Below are 19,367 nucleotides of genomic sequence, written 5' to 3'. Positions count from 1 at the left end.
GTCTATTATAATTATCAATTACATTTAGTTTGCAGATGCGTCCAATACCGGATAGGTCACTTCTGCATCAGCGCGCAGAACATCAAGTAAAGCGGCTACATCCTGCTGAGCATTCATCTGAGCAACCTGTTCGGCCAGTTGCCCATTAGCGCTGGCCGAATCAATCTCAGGCTCAATCACTTTATCCAGCGCAATCACAACAACATTGCCCTGCTGGTCATGAGTCACACCATAGACCGACTTACCCGCTTCAGGTTTTGCCATCGCAAATGCTTCTTGTGCAATCACAGGATCGCTGCCACGACGACTGATAGTCTGAGGTTCAGAAAAGCTCAGTTCATACTGCTCCAAAATGGCGCTATCACCATTACGCAATGCAGCAAGAATCTCATCAGCCTGCTTCTCAGCCGCTTCTTCACCACGCTGGGCTGCCATTATCTCATGCACCTGAGCAGCAACCTCCTCAAACGGTAGCAGTTGTTCAGGGCGAGACTCATCAACACGCACAACAATGATATGCTCCGAACCCAACTCAATGACTTCAGAATTCAAACCATCTTCACGTACTTCCGCATTACCTAGCGCCTGGACAACAGCAGGTGAAGCCAACACGCCCTGGGCATTGTTAAGTGCGAAGAAGTCAGTCTTCTGTACTTTAGCATTGACCGCTTTAGCCGCATCATCCAATGAATCCGGTATCTCGAAAGCAGATTCCGCCAGTTTGGTCTGCAGCTGATAAAACGCTTCAGCCGCTTTTTGTTCACGCAGATCCGCTAACAGACCGCTGCGAACCTCGGCAAGAGGCTTGGCAGTAGGTGCTTTGACCGCTTCCAGCTGAATGATGTGATAGCCAAATGAGGATTTCACTACGCCAGACAGATCGCCTTGGTTTTCCAAAGCAAAAGCCGCTTCTTCAAACGCAGGGTCCATCACACCACGCTCAAACCAGTCCAGCTCACCACCCTGTTTCGCACTAAAAGTGTCATCCGATTTGGAGCTTGCCAGCTCGGAAAAATCCGCTCCCTGGTTCAGCTCGGCAAGAATCGCTTCCGCCTTTGACTGGGCCTCTGCATCGTCACCCTGAATCAGAATGTGGCGAACATGGCGCTGTTCAGGCGTCGAGAACTTAGTCAGGTTATCCTGATAATACGCATTCAGCTCATCATCACTGACATCCATGGTATTTTTCAGTGTATCGCCAGACAGCTCAATATAAGCAACTTTCACTTGCTCCGGACGTGTAAAGGCTTCCGGATGCTGCTCATAGTAATCTTTGCTGTCGCTTTCTGAGATCTCAACAGTTTCCTTAAACGTATCTAGGTTCAGGGTCAGACTGCGCACTTCACGCTGTTGTTGCTCCAGTTGCTGCAACTGAGTTAATTCGTTATTCAATGCAAAATCACTGCCCTGAATAGCGCTCAGCAGCTGCTGGCGCAGCATGTCGGTACGCATGTATTCGGCAAATTGATCAGGCGTGAAACGCGAGCGACGAAGCAAAGAAGCATACACTTCGTTGTCAAACTTACCGTCACGCTGAAACTCAGGCATTGAACGGATTGCTTGCTTCACCTGATCATCACTGATACGTAAGCCCAGCTCGTTAGCACGTTGCTCAATCAGCGCATCGTTCACCAAACGGTCTAGCACACTGCGACGAAACTGCTGAACATAGCCAGGGTCACCCATCAGCGTAGAAAAATACTCTCCCAGCTGCGACTGCATACGGTTACGTTCGTTCTGGTATGCCTGCTCGAACTGATTCTGGCTGATTTCCTCGCCGTCAATCTTTGCCGCTACAGGCTGATTAGAATTTGCCAGATAACTGCCTACACCGGCAAAGACAAAAGAAAATATGATTAGGGAGAGAATAATCTTCACCCAAATGCTGCTAACGCCTTCGCGCATCCGCTCCATCATAACGTGCCGTATCTCCTAGTTGTTCGAGCTGGCAATAACTGTTGATTACGATTCTGAAGAATCACAATCTGTTCACCCTGATACAATGTAAAAAAAGCGCATCAGATATGATGCGCTCTCGTGTTACGCAATAATGCCACTATATGACAAGAAGCGTAAGGTTTTGTTCATTTCAACTTACTGGCAAAGCCAGAATCAGTTGACAGAATCTTTCAGCGCTTTACCTGGTTTGAAACCTGGTACACGTGCTGCTGCGATTTGGATTTCTTCACCCGTTTGTGGGTTACGGCCGGTACGGGCAGCGCGCTCACGAACAGAGAATGTACCAAAACCAACCAGCGCAACCTGGTCACCTTCCTTCAGAGACTCAGATACTGCCTCAATGAAAGCGTCCAGCGCACGGCCAGCAGATGCTTTAGAAATATCAGCACCTTCGGCAATTTTATCAACCAATTGAGTTTTGTTCACGATTTCTTCCCCTCTATGAACATTGTCTTCCTGACAACAGCATAATCTATGTTTACGCTGTGACGACAAAGGACAATCAAAAACTTGTATCAGGTCTAATTTATCAGCTCATTGTGACACTGAACAGGCTGTAAGCCTTGTTATTATTGAGCTTACAGCAAATTAGACCCCACTTATAGCCAGACAGAAAAAGGCTGACAAGCGATTTCCACCACAGTCAGCCTCTTACATCTGTTAATTTTGCTGCATATCACTGTTTTGAGCATTTACCAGCTCGATCCCTGTCGGATTATTTTCCAGGGCGATGCGTAACACATCATCAATCCAGCGAACCGGGCGGACTTCCAAATCAGCAATAACGTTGTCTGGGATCTCTTCCAGATCACGTTCATTCTCTTTTGGAATCAGCACCGTTTTAATACCACCACGGTGTGCTGCCAGCAGTTTTTCTTTCAAACCACCGATAGGCAGAACTTCGCCACGCAGGGTAATTTCACCTGTCATCGCCACATCGCTGCGCACAGGGTTACCTGTCAGGCTCGACACCAGTGCCGTACACATTGCAATACCCGCACTTGGGCCGTCTTTAGGGGTTGCCCCTTCAGGAACATGAACATGGATATCACGCTTCTCATAGAAGTCGTTATTAATACCCAGTTTCTCTGCGCGAGTACGTACCACAGTCATTGCTGCCTGAATAGACTCCTGCATCACATCGCCGAGAGACCCGGTGTAAGACAGCTTGCCTTTGCCCGGCATAGACTCAGTTTCAATGGTTAGCAGATCGCCGCCCACCTCGGTCCACGCCAGCCCGGTGACTTGTCCAATACGGTTGCTTTCTTCTGCTTTTCCGTAGTCGAAGCGCTGCACACCCAAGTACTGCTTCAGGTTCGCCTGATTAATGGTGACCTTTTTCACTTTCGGGTTCAGCAGGATTTCTTTCACCGCTTTACGGCACAATTTGGAAATTTCACGCTCAAGATTACGCACGCCAGCTTCGCGGGTGTAGTAGCGGATGATGCCGATGATGGCAGAATCTTCTATCTCCACTTCGCCTTTTTTCAGGCCGTTACGTTGAATCTGTTTTTCCAGCAAGTGACGTTTGGCGATGTTGAGTTTTTCGTCCTCGGTATAACCAGACAGGCGAATCACTTCCATACGGTCCAGTAACGGGCCAGGAATATTCATCGAGTTCGATGTCGCCACGAACATCACGTCGGACAAATCGTAATCCACTTCCAGATAATGGTCGTTAAACGCATTGTTCTGTTCCGGATCCAGAACTTCCAGCAACGCTGATGCAGGATCGCCACGCATGTCGGAAGACATCTTGTCGATCTCATCCAGCAGGAACAGTGGGTTTTTCACGCCAACTTTGGCCATTTTCTGGATCAGCTTGCCTGGCATTGAGCCGATGTAAGTCCGGCGGTGACCACGGATTTCCGCTTCATCACGCACCCCGCCCAGCGCCATACGCACGTATTTACGGCCAGTGGCAGCAGCAATCGACTGCCCCAGAGACGTTTTACCGACACCAGGAGGGCCAACCAGACACAGGATCGGGCCTTTCAGCTTATTAATACGGCTCTGGACAGCTAAATACTCAAGAATGCGGTCTTTGACGCGTTCCAGACCATAATGATCGGCATTGAGGATCTCTTCCGCTTTAGCCAGATCTTTCTTGACCTTGGTACGCTTGTGCCAGGGCACACTCAGCATCCAGTCGATATAACCACGAACCACAGTCGCTTCAGCTGACATCGGCGACATCATTTTCAGCTTTTGCAATTCCTGCTCAGTTTTTTCACGTGCTTCGGCTGGCATCTTCGACTCGTCGATTTTTTTCTTCAACGATTCGAATTCGTCCGGTGCATCATCCAGCTCACCCAGTTCTTTCTGGATGGCTTTCATCTGCTCATTCAGATAGTACTCGCGCTGGCTCTTTTCCATCTGTTTCTTGACGCGGCCACGGATACGTTTCTCTACCTGCAGCAGATCAATTTCAGACTCCATCATGGCCATCAGGAACTCCAGACGTTCCGTGATATCCACAATTTCGAGCACTTTCTGCTTATCTGCCAGTTTCAGTGGCATGTGCGCAGCAATGGTATCGGCAAGGCGAGCGGCCTCATCAATACCATTCAGTGACGTAAGCACTTCAGGCGGGATCTTCTTGTTCAGCTTGATAAAGCCTTCAAACTGATTGATCGCAGTGCGAACCAGCACTTCCTGCTCGCGTTCGTCCATTTCCGGCGTGACCAGAAATTCCGCTTCCGCACTGAAAAATTCGTCGTCAGTCAACTTCTTAACGTTTGCACGCTGCTGACCTTCTACCAACACCTTCACTGTGCCATCAGGCAATTTCAGGAGCTGCAGTATGGTCGCCACTGTGCCGACATCATAGAGATCGTCAACGGTTGGTTCGTCAGTTGCCGCTTCTTTTTGGGCAACCAACAAAATTTGTTTATCGTTATCCATTGCGGTTTCAAGGCAACGAATGGATTTATCCCGGCCTACAAACAATGGAATAACCATATGAGGGTAGACCACCACGTCACGCAGTGGCAGAACGGGAATGGCAAGGCGTTCCGAACGCTCCAGGTTCATATTGTTCTCTCTTTCCGTTCAGTCTCTTTTAGTGAGTATATGGGGGCAGACTGACAAGATTCAACGGTCGATTTGCCAGAAAATCAAAAAGGAGGCCAAAGCCTCCTTTATTTACTCAAACTGTACGTTTTGCAACCACTTACTCGCCGCCTGCAGCTTGATTTTCAGTGTTTTCATAAATCAGCAAAGGTTCAGATTCACCTTTAATAACCGACTCATCAATCACTACTTTACTCACGCCTTCGGCAGAAGGTAGCTCATACATGGTATCCAGCAGCACCGCCTCTACGATAGAGCGAAGGCCACGTGCACCGGTTTTACGTTCCATGGCTTTACGGGCAATTGCCTGCAGCGCATCGTCACGAAATTCCAGTTCAACGTTTTCCAGCTCCAGTAATGCAGCATACTGTTTTGTCAGCGCATTTTTCGGCTCACGCAGAATCTGCACCAGAGCAGATTCATCCAGCTCACTCAAAATCGCAGTGACTGGCAGACGACCGATAAACTCAGGGATCAAACCGTATTTCACCAGATCTTCCGGTTCGACTTTCTCGAATAAATCACTGAGTGTGTTGCGCTGATCTTTAGAGCGGACTTCCGCACCAAAACCAATACCTGAACTGGTTGCCACACGTTGCTCTACCACTTTATCCAGGCCTGCAAATGCACCACCACAAATAAAGAGTATTTTCGATGTATCAACCTGCAGGAACTCCTGCTGAGGATGTTTACGACCGCCCTGTGGAGGCACAGAGGCAACCGTACCCTCGATCAATTTCAGCAGCGCCTGCTGCACACCTTCGCCAGACACGTCACGGGTAATTGATGGGTTGTCAGATTTACGGGAAATCTTGTCAATTTCATCAATATAAACTATTCCGCGCTCAGCTTTAGCGACATCGTAATCACATTTCTGCAGCAACTTCTGGATGATGTTTTCTACATCTTCACCGACATAACCGGCTTCGGTCAGGGTCGTTGCATCCGCCATAGTGAAAGGTACATCCAGCATACGCGCCAGCGTTTCTGCAAGCAGTGTTTTACCACTACCCGTCGGACCTATCAGCAGGATGTTACTTTTACCCAACTCGACACCATCACTTGTGGTGTCGCCATTACGCAAACGCTTGTAATGGTTGTAGACAGCTACAGCCAGTACTTTCTTCGCGTGATCCTGGCCGATGACATAATCATCTAAGTGCGTGCGGATCTCCCTTGGCGTTGGCAGTTCATTACCATCGCGCTTTGGCATAACTTCTTTGATTTCTTCGCGAATGATGTCGTTACACAGATCGACGCACTCATCGCAAATATACACAGAAGGGCCAGCAATCAGCTTGCGAACTTCATGCTGACTTTTACCGCAGAAAGAGCAGTACAGCAGTTTTCCACTACCACTCTCTTTTCGCTTATCTGTCATTCGCTAACCTCATATTGGGTTTCACCCATCCTTGCCTTGTTTTGAGTGTATAACATCTCTCGTCACTTTGCTGTCACCTTGCGCCTTCAGAGCACTGTGCACCATAATGACAGGTTAGTCACGCTTATTCAAAACGGCATCAACCAGTCCATACTCCGCAGCCTGCTCAGCAGACATGAAGTTGTCACGGTCTGTATCTTTTTCAACGATTTCCAATGGTTGGCCGGTATGGTCAGCCAGCAGATTGTTTAATCGCTTCTTAATTGTCAGAATTTCCTGAGCATGAATCTGAATATCAGAAGCCTGTCCCTGGAAACCGCCTAATGGTTGGTGGATCATTACACGGGAATTAGGCAGACAAAAACGTTTACCTTTCGCTCCACCTGCCAGCAGGAATGCACCCATTGAACATGCTTGTCCCATACAGAAGGTACTCACATCCGGTTTGATGTGTTGCATAGTGTCATAGATGGACATACCTGCAGTGACTGAGCCACCAGGGGAGTTAATATACAGGAAAATATCTTTGTCAGGGTTCTCTGACTCCAGGAACAACAGCTGTGCCACAACCAGGTTCGCCATCTGATCTTCAACCTGGCCGGTCAGAAAGATCACACGCTCCTTCAATAGTCGGGAATAGATGTCGTAGGAACGCTCGCCACGAGAGGTCTGCTCGACCACCATAGGAACCAGCGCATTCATAATTGGCGACATGGCGTTATTATCTTGGTAGCTCATAACCTTATTTCCCCAAAAAATTAATGGCCCGAATGATTGACTCATACGGACCATTGTTAGCAGAAGATTTGAAATGAAGTCAAATCTTTACAGTCATTTCAGTCATTTCAGTCAATTAAGCTGCTGGTTGCTGATTCATCAGCTCATTGAAGCTTACTTCTTTTTCTGAAACCTGTGCTTTAGCCAGTAGAGCATCAATCGCTTGTTCTTCCAGAGCAACATTACGCATGTTGTTCATCAGTTGCTCATTCTTTTCATAGTATGCAACAACTTCCGTTGGATCTTCATAAGCAGATGCCATTTCAGTGATCAGCGCCTTAACTCGCTCGTCATCGGCTTTCAGTTCTTCAGCCTTGATCACTTCACCCAGCAGCAGACCAACTACTACACGACGTTTAGCTTGCTCTTCGAACAGCTCACGTGGCAGCTCTGGTGCATTATCCGCATTACCGCCGAAACGCTGAACAGCCTGCTGACGCAGGGTGTTAACTTCCTGGTCAATCAGCGCAGAAGGTACAGCAATGTCGTTTTGTTCAATCAGACCATTCAGAACCTGATCCTTGATACGGCCTTTAACCGCTTGCTTCAGCTCGCGCTCCATGTTCTTGCGCACTTCAGCTTTCAGGCCTTCAACAGAACCGTCTTCAACGCCAAACTTCTTCACAAATTCGTCGTTCAGCTCTGGCAGCTCCTGAGCTTCTACTTTGTGCAGTTTGATGGCGAACACAGCCGCTTTACCTTTCAGGTTCTCGGCGTGATAGTCTTCAGGGAAAGTGACTTCAATGCTGAACTCTTCACCCGCTTTCTTACCAACGATACCTTCTTCGAAGCCTGGAATCATACGGCCCTGGCCCATTGCCAGAGGGAAAGCTTCTGCTTTACCGCCGTCGAATTCTTCACCGTCAATAGAACCAGTGAAATCGATAGTCACACGGCTGTCTGCGTCAGCAGCGGTATCAACTTCAGCCCAGTTAGCTTGCTGCTTACGCAGTGTTTCCAGCATCTGAGCAACGTCTTCTTCTTTCACTTCAGCAGCTGGCTTCTCGATAGCAATCTTGTCCAGACCCGTCAGTTCAATTTCAGGGAACACTTCGAAGGTTGCTTTGAAAACCAGATCCTTACCTTCAGCCATGTCGACTGGCGTGAACGTTGGCGCACCGGCTGGGTTAATTTTCTCTTTAACGATAGCTTCAATGTAATGACGCTGCATCACTTCACCCAGTACATCCTGACGTACAGATGCGCCGAACATACGTGCAACCATCTTGATTGGTGCTTTACCAGGACGGAAACCGTCAAAACGACGGGTTTTAGCGATTTTCTGCAACTGGGCAGTTACTGCATCTTCGATGTTTGCAGCAGGTACAGTAATCGTAATTTGGCGTTCTAGGCCTTCAGTGGTTTCAACGGTAACTTGCATTTTCTTAAACCTCAAAACTGACTCAGGTTGACTGAGTTATCTTGCCCGTCAGATCTCTGCTGACGCTGGCATCCTTTCGTGTTACGGCTTGAACACCATAACGCCTGAATTCGGTCAATTTCTGTATCACTAGCCAGTGCCACTGAAACAAAAATTAAAGCGCGGTATTATAACGACCCAGCCCTCTTTCGTCGAGGCATCTGGTGTCACACCAAGTGTAAACCTTCGGACAAGATAGGGTCTGAATTCGCATTTTCAAGAGAAAACACGAAAAAATTGCAGTTTAACCTCGCTTTTTTGTTCAAATATCGATTCAGTGCAGGAATTTTAATCAATACTGCATGCTGCTTTGCGCACTGTAACCAAAGATGAAAAATGAAGAAGCGAGTAGAAAAAGAAGGGTGTGACGAAGAAAAGTGGCGCGCCCTGCAGGATTCGAACCTGCGACCACATGCTTAGAAGGCACGTGCTCTATCCAACTGAGCTAAGGGCGCATTGTCTGAGAGTTAGCAACCAGGAGCGTTAACTAACGGGGGTGAATTATACGTCGCTTGAGATCAAGGTCAACGATAAAACGTTAAAATACCTCGCCAAATGCACCAAGCGGTTAAACTTACGGCAAACACCCTCCTTTGTTGCCTCAGCGAAACACATCCTTTCTCTGTACAGCTAAGCACTTATTATTTGAAAATCTTTAGATTGCAGTATTTTAGGCAGCAATTACTTCTTTATTAACGCAGGGATTTTATCTGAAGCCTGCAAAAAGCAAACGTTTGCGCTATAGATTTCCCCCCTTATCTCTGCGACAATATGCCTGCTCAGCTCATTTCTGTACAAAGGAAAATCATGGCCGCTCAAATCATTGATGGAAAACTTATCTCACAAACTGTCAGACAAGAAGTTGCTGCACGTGTTAAGGCTCGCACTGACGCGGGATTACGTGCACCTGGGTTAGCCGTCATTCTGGTAGGTCAGGATCCTGCCTCACAGATTTATGTCGGCAGCAAGCGTAAAGCCTGTGAAGAAGTGGGCTTTATCTCTCGCTCATTCGACCTTCCTGCTGATACTGCAGAAGTCGAACTGCTGGCGCTGATTGATGAACTGAATGCGGATCAGTCCATAGACGGGATACTGGTACAGTTGCCTCTGCCTGCAGGCATTGACTCCACCAAAGTGCTTGAACATATTAATCCCGAGAAAGATGTCGACGGTTTCCACCCCTATAACGTCGGGCGTCTGTGCCAGCGCATCCCGAAACTGCGCTCATGCACACCAAAGGGGATTATCACTTTGCTGGAGCGCTATAATATCCAGGCTCGTGGCAAACACGCGGTTATTGTGGGTGCTTCTAATATCGTTGGCCGCCCTATGACCCTTGAACTATTGCTTGCCGGCGCCACGACCACAACCTGTCACCGATTCACTCAGGATCTGGAAAGCCATGTTCGTCAGGCTGATATCCTGGTTGTCGCGGTAGGAAAGCCTAATTTTATTCCGGGTAGCTGGATTAAAGAAGGCGCGACTATCATAGATGTCGGTATCAATCGCCTGGACAACGGCACCCTGGTGGGTGATGTGGAATATGATGTCGCGCGCCAAAAGGCCAAACACATTACTCCCGTCCCTGGTGGTGTTGGCCCGATGACGGTTGCCACACTGATCGAAAATACCCTGCTGGCCTGTGAGCAATTCCACGAAAGCTGACAGGTATTTAGTTATCCAGAGACAAAAAAGCGAGGTAATCAACCTCGCTTTTTTTGTTATTCATCGGTACTGGCCAGCTTTTATAACCTGTTATAACCCGCGTTATTTCTGCAGCGTTTTCAGATAAGCCGCGAAATCATTCCCGAGCACAGGGTGGCGTAAGCCGTATTCTACGAATGCCTGCATATAACCCAGTTTACTGCCGCAATCATGACTCTTACCAGTCATGTGGAACGCATTAACCTGCTGCTTTTCCATCAACATATCAATTGCGTCTGTCAACTGAATTTCATCACCTGCACCAATCGGAGTTTTGGCAAGAATTTCCCAGATTTCGGCAGGAAGGATATAACGCCCCACGATAGCCAGGTTAGACGGCGCCTGATCAGCCGCTGGTTTCTCAACAACCTTGGCCATAGAGGCTGAATCGCCTGGCGCAATTTGCTCGCCATTCACATCAGCCACACCATAGTTAGACACTTCCGACATTGGTACTGGCTCTACCATGACCTGGCTAACACCTGTTTCATTGAACAGATTAACCATAGCTGCCATGTTCTCACTACGCAGATCGCTGGCAGCATCATCCAGAATCACATCTGGCAGGACAACGGCAAACGGCTCGTTGCCTACCAGTGGACGGGCACAAAGTACCGCATGGCCCAGGCCTTTTGCCTGGCCCTGACGCACATGCATTATGGTCACATCACTTGGACAGATGTTCTGTACTTCATCCAGCAACTGACGCTTAACCCGCTTTTCAAGCGTTGCTTCCAGCTCAAATGAAGTATCAAAGTGGTTTTCAATAGAGTTTTTAGACGAATGGGTAACCAGCACTATTTCTTTAATACCGGCCGCAACACATTCATTCACGACATATTGAATAAGAGGTTTGTCCACAATAGGCAGCATCTCTTTGGGAATGGCCTTTGTGGCTGGTAACATCCTGGTCCCTAAACCGGCTACCGGAATGACCGCTTTACGAACTGGGGAAGACTTTTGCATTGCTTTTTCCATGTACGTTGTCATTGTCAGTCGCAATATAACAAACTTGCCTTTATGCAGCGAGAGATCTGAGCAATAAGCGTGAGCTGGTGTCCTCAACGACAAAAAGACAGATTACGCAGGACAGAGATGGCGGAATGTTTAAGCCACGACCAGGTTACCCACGGCGGACGATATCTGCGTTATCTATACTGATTTTCACCGGTTTACCGAGCAAGTTTATCAGCATGAATGAGCGCTTTTCACCGTCAGGTTCCTGATAGATGGCTTCAAGGCCCTTAAACTGGCCTTGTTTGAGCTCGAGGCACTCGCCGGGTTTGGGCAGATTAGACAACAGACGTCTGTGTTCTTCGCAATTTTCATTCGTCATTAACTCAAACAGCAGTTCAGGCTGAACTTTTTGCGGGTATGCCCCCTGGCGGATAAAGTCAGCCACACCGCGCGTCGAGCGGACTGTGGTATAGCTGACATATTCAGGGTCAAAACAAACAAACATATAATTGGGGAACAGTGGTTCATTCACAGTGACACGTTTTCCGCGCACCACTTTCTCGACGAGTACCTGAGGGTAATAGCACTCTACGCCCTGACGATCCAGATTGACCACGGCCCGCTCCTGCTCGCTTCGCTTGCAATAAAGTAGGTACCAATCTTTCATATCGTCTCTGCCCGGAAAATGTCTGTCTGAAAGTGATTATATGGTGGGAGGTATAAACCTCAATAGTTTCCCTGTACATTGACGCTAAGCGTTTACTTTTCCAACGTTTTCCAGTTTACTCCTAAAGCTGATAGTGTATTGATTCTCCGCTAAACTTTCGTTTTTGCTTTCACTCCCGGATGGATTTCATGCTCTTTCATGGCGTCCAGTCGCTGAATTGTAATACTGAAATTAGCGGCGCCAATTTTGCTCAAAGACAAACGTGCGCCTGAATACGGCAGAACATACGAAGAGGTGAGGTTTTTTCGTGCCCCGTCTCCCAGACTGGTGCCAGCCGGGACTATCATTTCTCCATCGCTGGTTCTCAGCATCGCTTCCGATCCGGTTGACACCACCACCAGGCTTCTGTCACACGCATCAAAAATACCAAACAACCCCTTGATAGGCACAGCGTAACCCGACTGTTTCATCCCGTTTTCAATGGTTTGCAGCATACTGGAAATGTCATTCTCGCTTGCCATACGTTTGCGCAGATAGTCATTGAACAATGCACGTATCAGCAGCACAGTGGCCGCCCCCTGCCGGCCCCCTGACTCGGCATCAAGCAGATAGAAAGCCAGACGACCGTCCATCAACCAAGTGTAGTCGAGCAACACGGGCTGCACATCGGCAGACTGCAAAACGCAGTAGCTCATCTGCCAGTCTCCCTGACGGGACAAGGTGTCCGGCATCAGCCCCACCAGCAGCTCGCGAGCAATCTCCGGATTTGATTCCAGCTCATTGATATGCCACTGCAGTTCTTCATCTACCGTCGAGTCATGCTGCAATAGCTGGCTGGAAAAGTCTGTGTATTCGGTTGTGTTTTCCTGTGCTTTGAGTACCGACATCAGTGCAGCTTTCAGCACCATGATGTTATCCAGCGGTTTGACCAGAAAATCTTTAACGCCATGCCTGAGAGCGGCTGCGACATCGGCCATTTCACCGGTACCGGAAATGACAATGACAGGAATCATGGGGTAATGCAGTGAAACCTCTTCAACAAACTCCATGCCTGTCAATACAGGCATGGCCAGATCGCACAAAAGCACATCAGGGATACCGTCGCGCAGGGCCCGCAGTCCCTGTAAACCGTCTTCAGCTTCCCTGACCTCGCATCCTTGCGATAGCAAAAAGCCTGTTATCATCCGGCGAAACACCGGATCGTCCTCCACAATGAGGATATCTTTACCTTCTAGCAACGATTGTGCCCTCCATGAAACAAGGGGCCAAGAGCACAGAATAATATTCTGCTGAACAGGCACATCCTTCTAATTGAATCTGTGCGAAGTTGGGTAGTCGCGATGAATGTTCTCATTTAGGATAGGCGTAAAACCGCGCTACGTCAGGGCGTCTGCCTGTTCATGAACTTTAGTTTTAGTATTCTGTTATCCAGTTCAAAATCTTGCCCATTGCGAAACTCGTTTTGGTCCCTGAAGGTCCTATTTTAATAACACTCAATGTTAACCTCTTCACATTGAGTGTTTTGTTATACAATTCCCACTTTCTCATATCCGCTCACGACACGCCTATGAAGCTTGATGATTTAAATTTATTTCGCATTGTGGTTGAGGAAGGCAGCTATACCGCCGCTTCTCGCAAGCATCAGGTGCCTGTTGCCACACTGACCCGCCGTATACAGGCACTGGAAGAAAGCCTGAATCTGCGCCTGCTAAACCGCCATGCTCGTAAGCTGTCGCTGACTGAAGCTGGCCAGCAGTATTACCAGCTGTGTACGCCATTGCTTCAACAGTTACTGGATACCGCAGAAAATATTCGGGAAGAATCCAGAGGAGCAAGCGGACGACTCAAAATAGCGGCTCCGACCAATCTGAGCAAAGTCATGCTGCAACCTATGCTCAACGCCTTCATGCTCGAACACCCGGCTATCAGTATTGAATTGTTTCTGAGCAACGAACCCGAGCAGTTAGACCCAACTGACTGGGATGTTATCTTTCGTGTCGGTCCGCAACGTGATTCGGCACTGATTGCCCGTAAAATAAACGCGGTGGAAGATATACTGGTTGCCAGCCCAGATTATCTGCAACGTCACCCAACGCTCACTCATGCACAAGATCTGTCCAAGCACTCCCTGCTCAAAGGCTCTCCTCTGCTGCGCTGGCGGCTCAGCAACAAAGACGGAGAAAACATCACGGTTAATGAGAAGGGACGCTTCGAGTCCAATCAGCTGAATGTGGTCAGGAAAGCTTGTGTGGCCGGGCTGGGAATTACATTAATGCCAGATGCCATGCTGAAAAAATACATTCACAGCGGTGAGCTGGTACGAGTGCTGGATAACTGGTCGGCCAACCCGCGCAATGTCTATCTTCTCTATAACCACAAAGATCACCAGCCAGAGAAGCTGAGGCTGTTTATTGAGTTCGTAAGTCACTTCTTCAGCACATCCTGAGCCTGCTCTCCTTGCCAACCGGCAGAAGCCCGTCTAAACGTTATATGACAAAGAACACAAAAAGTGCCCGGATATGCACTGACAGTGTTCTGAACAACAACCTGCAATACGTTGTGCGATTTGCACCCTAGATAACGAGGATAGGTTATGATTCTGGGACATTTATTCGGGCTTTACACTCATCCCAAAAAAGAGTGGCACAACATTGATGAGCAGCATGAGGGGATGCAAAGCAGTTTGAGCCACATTATGCTGATCGCCTTGCTTCCGCCTATTTTTGCCTACATTTCCAGTGTGTTTATCGGCTGGCGGGTCGGGGCTGTTGACCCGATTTACCTGACACCGTCCAGTGCGCTGTTCATGTCTGTTGCCATGTACTTTGCCCTGATTGGCGGGGTATTTGCGCTTGCCTACCTGACATACTGGATGAGCCATACCTTTGGCTCAACACCAACCTATACCCAAGCGCTTGAATTGGCAGCTTACACAGCAACACCGCTGTTTATGATCAGTATTGCCGCCTTGTACCCTCAGTTGTGGTTTCTGATGATGGCCGGACTGGTCGGTATTACCTACTCCGTGTACCTGCTATACACAGGTGTCCCTATTCTGATGCACATTCCGGAAGAGCGCGGCTTTATCTATGCCAGCTCGATTGTAACCTGTGGCCTGGTATTGCTGGTTTCCATCATTGCCGGCTCAGTCATCCTGTGGAACATGGGATTGGGGCCACAGTTCAGCCACTAACCTGTCCCGGCTTCAACACATTAAAAAGGCAAGCTCCGGGAGCTTGCCTTTTTGTGTTCAGACACTGGTACTGACAGTAAACGACGTTACACGCCTTCGTTATACAGTTCCAGGTTTGCCAGTTCCTGCTGAATCTCACGTTGCGTTTTGGCATCCTCGCTGCGCAGCGTTTCCAGGTACTCTAAATACTGTTGATTCACATCGCCCGTGACATAGTTGCCATTAAAGACGGAGGTTTCGAACAGTTTAATGTCAGGGTTGCCTTCTGCAACCGCATCCACCAAATCCTGCAAGTCCTGGAAAATCAGACCGTCTGCACCGATCATCTTGCAGATTTCATCCACTTCACGACCATGAGCAATCAGTTCATTCGCGCTTGGCATATCAATGCCGTATACATTAGGGAAACGAATTTCCGGCGCCGCAGAAGCCAGGTAGACTTTTTTGGCACCCGCTTCACGCGCCATTTCAATGATTTGCTCAGAGGTGGTCCCACGTACAATCGAATCATCAATCAGGAGTACACTTTTACCCTTGAATTCAGAGCTGATCGCGTTCAGTTTACGACGCACTGACTTACGGCGCAGCTGCTGACCCGGCATGATAAAGGTACGGCCGACATAGCGGTTCTTCACAAAGCCCTGACGGTAAGGTTTATCAAGCGTACGGGCAATTTCCAGTGCACTGTCGCAAGAGGTTTCCGGAATCGGGATAACCACATCAATATCCAGATCATCCCACTCGCGCTTAATCTTCTCACCCAGCTTCTTACCCATATTCAGACGAGCGCTGTACACAGAAATCTTATCAATGAAAGAGTCTGGACGGGCAAAATACACGAACTCGAACACACATGGGTTCAAAGCCGGATTTTCAGCACACTGCTCAGTGAACAGTTGGCCGTCAAAAGTGATATAGACCGCCTCTCCCGGTGCAACATCACGCATGAAATCAAAACCCACCGCGTCCAGTGCCACCGATTCAGAGGCAACCATGTACTCGACTTTACCTTCAACTTCGCGCTTACCCAGGCACAGAGGGCGGATTCCGTGCGGGTCACGAAATGCCATAAGACCATGCCCGATAACCATAGCCACAACGGCATAAGCACCACGCACCTTTTTATGCACAGCACGAATCGCCGCAAAGATGTCATCTGAAGTTAACGGGTAGTTAGTCGCGCCTTCCAGCTGATGAGCCAGAACATTCAACAGAATTTCCGAGTCGGAAGAAGTGTTAACATGACGGCGAGCCTGCTCAAAGAGCGAATCTCTGATGTCGGCTGCGTTAGTCAGGTTACCATTGTGCGCCAGTGAAATACCGTAAGGAGAGTTCACATAAAAAGGCTGAGCCTCTGAAGCACTTGAGCTGCCCGCAGTAGGGTAACGAACGTGCCCAAGCCCTACGGTCCCCTGCAGACGCTGCATGTGTTTTGCTTCGAAGACGTCACGCACCAGGCCATTGGCCTTGCGCAGACGAAAACGATTGCTTTCCAGGGTAACAATACCGGCAGCATCCTGGCCACGGTGCTGCAGCACGGTCAGTGCATCATAAATAGACTGGTTAACCGGGGTGTTTCCCACGATTCCGACAATACCACACATGTCCTAAATCCTCGTCATGGATCATCAATAATTGCATTGAGTAACAATACGTTAGTTCGTTGTCTCCATACGGTTACTCAATGCAATTAATATAAATCCGGCGCTATAACGCGCCGGGAAGAAAACTGGAACTCTCTTTCAGGTAAGAGAAAAACCACTCAATTACCACACCAAACTGCGGGATTAACTGCGACGCCTGCCACCATTCTGCATCAGCAAAACCGGTAAAGGCATCCAGAAAAAACAGCACAGCGGCAATGATAAGCACACCGCGAAGGGCACCAAATACGATACCCAGCACCCTATCGGTACCGGACAAACCGGTTTTCTGCACCAGTTGCCCGATCACATAATTCACTACCGCTCCCACAATCAGTGTGGCAATGAACAATACCGCGATAGCACTGCCATTTCGTATGAGCTCATCCTGAATATTGGTGAAATACACCGCCAGTTCTTTGTAAAAATTGCTGGCAACAAAAAATGCCGCAAACCAAATCACCAGCGACAGCGCTTCCTTCACAAAACCACGGATCAAACTGACCAGTGAAGAAAAGGCAATCACCCCTAAAATGACATAATCAATCCAGATCATCTTCTACTTAATTCTTGTTGTTGGCGCGTATTCTAACAGAAAAAATCAGAACGCAAACGTTTACCTAAGGGTTGAGTGGGTTAAATCTGAGCAATTGCCCGTTAAGCCCGGTAAGTTTACGCAAATCGTCTGCTTTCCCTGACAGTTTATCTTTGTCGATCTCGGGTCCGACGACAACACGGGCCAAATCACCTGGTTTCAGCTGTTTTGGCAGAACGTGCGCCTGATAGCCTTTACTTCTCAGTTTCTCAACCAGTTGATGCGCATTCTCAAAATTACGGAACACCCCCAGCTGAATCACCCAGCCACTGTCTGTGTTGCCCGGTTGCGGTTCGCCGACAGGCTGCGGCTTGACGTTAACAGGCTCGGATACCGACTCGGGTAGTACAGGTTCTCCGGCAATTTGCTCAGTCACTGGCATAGGTGGTAATTCGGCTTCCGCATCCACGGGTTCCGGAATCGCAATCAGGTTGTCTCCATTACCAGTCTGAGGCTGCAAAGGAATACTGGCAAACTGCTCTTGGAAGTGCTGCTTTTTGCCATCAAAAAAATCAGGCAGAAAAATCACACCGATTGCGACCAGTACGATAGTTCCGACCAGACGACTCTGAAATTTACTCGCCACACTTACTCCTGTGTCTTAATGTAGCTGGACACTTCGCCAACTGTGTAAAACGAACCAAAGACAATCACGACATCTTCAGGTTGCGCCAGCATTAATGCCGCCTGATAAGCAAGTTCAGGTGCAGTATACAGATCGCCCTCAAACGTCAGATGCTCAGCAATTTCCTGGGCAGACGCGGCGCGAGGCCCCTTGAGCGAGGCCGGATACCAGGCATCCACTACCGCCTTCATCTCAATCAGGGTTGATGGGATGTCTTTATCACGCAGCATACCCACCACGCCGTGAATTTTACCCACCGGGCGGACATTCTTCAGCGCCTTGAGCTGACGGGCCAGATAATTTGCCGAATGCGGATTATGGGCCACATCAAGTAAAATCAGCGGATTATCCGCTACCGTTTCCATCCGGCCGGCAAGGCGCACTTTGGCTAAGCCGGAAACAATGTGCTGATCACTGATCTCCAGTTCAGCGACACCAAGTGCCATCAGCGCAGTGGCCGCGTTAGGTAAAGGTAAAGCAGGCAGAGGCAGCTGTTCCATGTCGAATGCACCGCACTTCCAGTTCCAGGTCTCTCCTGCCTGCTCGTAGGTATACTGATAGCCAACCTGATACAACTCAGCCCCAATACTGTCAGCATGCGCGGCCACGGAAGCAGGGGGATTGGGCTGACCGCAGACGGCTGGCTTCCCGGCACGGAAAATACCGGCCTTCTCATAGCCAATCACTTCGATGTCGTTCCCCAGCCAGTCCACATGATCAATGGCCAGACTGGTAATAACCGAGACATCATGATCCACAATATTGGTCGCATCCAGTCGGCCACCCAGTCCCACTTCTAACACCACAACATCTACCTGATGGGTTTTAAAGAGGTTGAGTGCGGCCAGTGTACCGAATTCGAACAGGCTCAGACTGGTGTCCTGCCGGTATGATTCTACCGCCGCAAACGCCTGACTGTGTTCACTGTCATCCAGCTCCTGACCATTAATGCGTACCCGCTCGTTGTAGCGCACCAAATGTGGTGAGCTGTACACACCCACACTGTATCCCGCCTGCTGCAGGATGGCTTCAAGAATGGCGCAGGTCGAACCTTTACCATTGGTGCCCGCAACAGTAATCACTGTCGGTGCCGGTTTGCGTAATCCGGCCCGCTCACCCACGGCCTGCACACGATCCAGCCCCAGCTCGATGGCACTGGTGTGAAGGTTTTCCAGATAAAGCAGCCAGTCATTTAGCGGTGAAGTAGCCGAAGGAACAGATTGCGGCGTTGCAGAGGAATCAGACATGTAACAGTACTAACTAATGTAATTAAGATGATGTCGCTTAATGTAGCATGAAGTACGCAGAATTTAACGGTTGAGAGCCAAACGAAGAAACGAAATGTGGAACAATAACGATATTTGCCTGACTGGC

General features: G+C 48.9%; 16 protein-coding genes and 1 tRNA gene. 3 read left to right on the top strand and 14 right to left on the bottom strand.

Annotated elements, in window-relative coordinates; genetic code table 11:
- Positions 1-24: 24 nt before the first annotated feature.
- The 7 genes from ppiD to IFO68_RS06145 all read right to left on the bottom strand — a co-directional run bounded on the left by ppiD (position 25) and on the right by IFO68_RS06145 (position 9,064).
- On the bottom strand, positions 25-1,917 hold the full coding sequence (gene ppiD / locus IFO68_RS06175; RefSeq protein ID WP_192015104.1) for a peptidylprolyl isomerase: 1,893 nt from the start codon (positions 1,915-1,917) through the stop codon (positions 25-27).
- A gap of 195 nt (positions 1,918-2,112) precedes the next feature.
- Positions 2,113-2,385, bottom strand: a complete 273-nt coding sequence (hupB, locus tag IFO68_RS06170; protein ID WP_027252850.1) for a nucleoid-associated protein HU-beta — start codon at positions 2,383-2,385, stop codon at positions 2,113-2,115.
- Positions 2,386-2,619: 234 nt separating this feature from the next.
- Positions 2,620-4,992: an endopeptidase La gene (lon, locus tag IFO68_RS06165; protein ID WP_192015103.1), complete on the bottom strand. Its 2,373-nt coding sequence runs from the start codon at positions 4,990-4,992 to the stop codon at positions 2,620-2,622.
- A gap of 139 nt (positions 4,993-5,131) precedes the next feature.
- The gene (clpX, locus tag IFO68_RS06160) at positions 5,132-6,412 is read right to left on the bottom strand and encodes an ATP-dependent protease ATP-binding subunit ClpX (RefSeq protein WP_027252852.1); all 1,281 of its coding nucleotides are present in this window, start codon (positions 6,410-6,412) and stop codon (positions 5,132-5,134) included.
- Between the two features lie 114 nt (positions 6,413-6,526).
- Positions 6,527-7,150, bottom strand: coding sequence for an ATP-dependent Clp endopeptidase proteolytic subunit ClpP (clpP, locus tag IFO68_RS06155; protein ID WP_192015102.1), 624 nt, complete (start codon positions 7,148-7,150; stop codon positions 6,527-6,529).
- A gap of 115 nt (positions 7,151-7,265) precedes the next feature.
- Positions 7,266-8,570, bottom strand: a complete 1,305-nt coding sequence (gene tig / locus IFO68_RS06150) for a trigger factor (RefSeq protein WP_192015101.1) — start codon at positions 8,568-8,570, stop codon at positions 7,266-7,268.
- 417 nt (positions 8,571-8,987) lie between these two features.
- Positions 8,988-9,064 (bottom strand) — tRNA-Arg (locus tag IFO68_RS06145).
- A gap of 352 nt (positions 9,065-9,416) precedes the next feature.
- Between IFO68_RS06145 and folD the strand changes: the two genes are divergently transcribed.
- Positions 9,417-10,274 carry a bifunctional methylenetetrahydrofolate dehydrogenase/methenyltetrahydrofolate cyclohydrolase FolD gene (folD, locus tag IFO68_RS06140; RefSeq protein ID WP_192015100.1) on the top strand — a complete coding sequence of 286 codons (858 nt, stop codon included), beginning with the start codon at positions 9,417-9,419 and terminating at the stop codon, positions 10,272-10,274.
- Between the two features lie 102 nt (positions 10,275-10,376).
- Here the strand turns inward: folD and galU are convergent, their stop codons facing one another.
- The 3 genes from galU to IFO68_RS06125 form a co-directional block, all read right to left on the bottom strand.
- The gene (gene galU / locus IFO68_RS06135) at positions 10,377-11,279 is read right to left on the bottom strand and encodes a UTP--glucose-1-phosphate uridylyltransferase GalU (RefSeq protein WP_192015099.1); all 903 of its coding nucleotides are present in this window, start codon (positions 11,277-11,279) and stop codon (positions 10,377-10,379) included.
- A 157-nt stretch (positions 11,280-11,436) separates the two neighbouring features.
- Entirely contained in the window at positions 11,437-11,937 is a 501-nt protein-coding gene (gene rfaH, locus IFO68_RS06130; RefSeq protein WP_192015098.1) for a transcription/translation regulatory transformer protein RfaH, read from the bottom strand.
- A 149-nt stretch (positions 11,938-12,086) separates the two neighbouring features.
- The gene (locus tag IFO68_RS06125; RefSeq protein WP_192015097.1) at positions 12,087-13,175 is read right to left on the bottom strand and encodes a response regulator; all 1,089 of its coding nucleotides are present in this window, start codon (positions 13,173-13,175) and stop codon (positions 12,087-12,089) included.
- Positions 13,176-13,504: 329 nt separating this feature from the next.
- Between IFO68_RS06125 and IFO68_RS06120 the strand changes: the two genes are divergently transcribed.
- Positions 13,505-14,383, top strand: coding sequence for a LysR family transcriptional regulator (locus tag IFO68_RS06120; protein ID WP_192015096.1), 879 nt, complete (start codon positions 13,505-13,507; stop codon positions 14,381-14,383).
- A 147-nt stretch (positions 14,384-14,530) separates the two neighbouring features.
- Positions 14,531-15,130 (top strand): Yip1 family protein, encoded by a 600-nt coding sequence (locus tag IFO68_RS06115; protein WP_161444961.1) that lies wholly within the window; start codon positions 14,531-14,533, stop codon positions 15,128-15,130.
- Positions 15,131-15,216: 86 nt separating this feature from the next.
- On the opposite strand, the gene purF is transcribed toward IFO68_RS06115, so the two are convergent.
- The 4 genes from purF to folC all read right to left on the bottom strand — a co-directional run bounded on the left by purF (position 15,217) and on the right by folC (position 19,240).
- On the bottom strand, positions 15,217-16,734 hold the full coding sequence (purF, locus tag IFO68_RS06110) for an amidophosphoribosyltransferase (protein ID WP_027252860.1): 1,518 nt from the start codon (positions 16,732-16,734) through the stop codon (positions 15,217-15,219).
- A 103-nt stretch (positions 16,735-16,837) separates the two neighbouring features.
- The gene (gene cvpA, locus IFO68_RS06105) at positions 16,838-17,329 is read right to left on the bottom strand and encodes a colicin V production protein (RefSeq protein ID WP_027252861.1); all 492 of its coding nucleotides are present in this window, start codon (positions 17,327-17,329) and stop codon (positions 16,838-16,840) included.
- A 64-nt stretch (positions 17,330-17,393) separates the two neighbouring features.
- Positions 17,394-17,954, bottom strand: a complete 561-nt coding sequence (locus IFO68_RS06100; protein ID WP_192015095.1) for an SPOR domain-containing protein — start codon at positions 17,952-17,954, stop codon at positions 17,394-17,396.
- Between the two features lie 2 nt (positions 17,955-17,956).
- Positions 17,957-19,240 carry a bifunctional tetrahydrofolate synthase/dihydrofolate synthase gene (gene folC / locus IFO68_RS06095; RefSeq protein ID WP_192015094.1) on the bottom strand — a complete coding sequence of 428 codons (1,284 nt, stop codon included), beginning with the start codon at positions 19,238-19,240 and terminating at the stop codon, positions 17,957-17,959.
- Positions 19,241-19,367: the final 127 nt, after the last annotated feature.

Origin of the sequence: Photobacterium arenosum, assembly GCF_014841115.1 — a bacterium.
Classification (GTDB): Bacteria; Pseudomonadota; Gammaproteobacteria; order Enterobacterales; family Vibrionaceae; genus Photobacterium; species Photobacterium arenosum.
The sequence above is the reverse complement of the archived record's forward strand: the minus strand, read 5'-3'. Positions and strand labels throughout refer to the sequence as shown.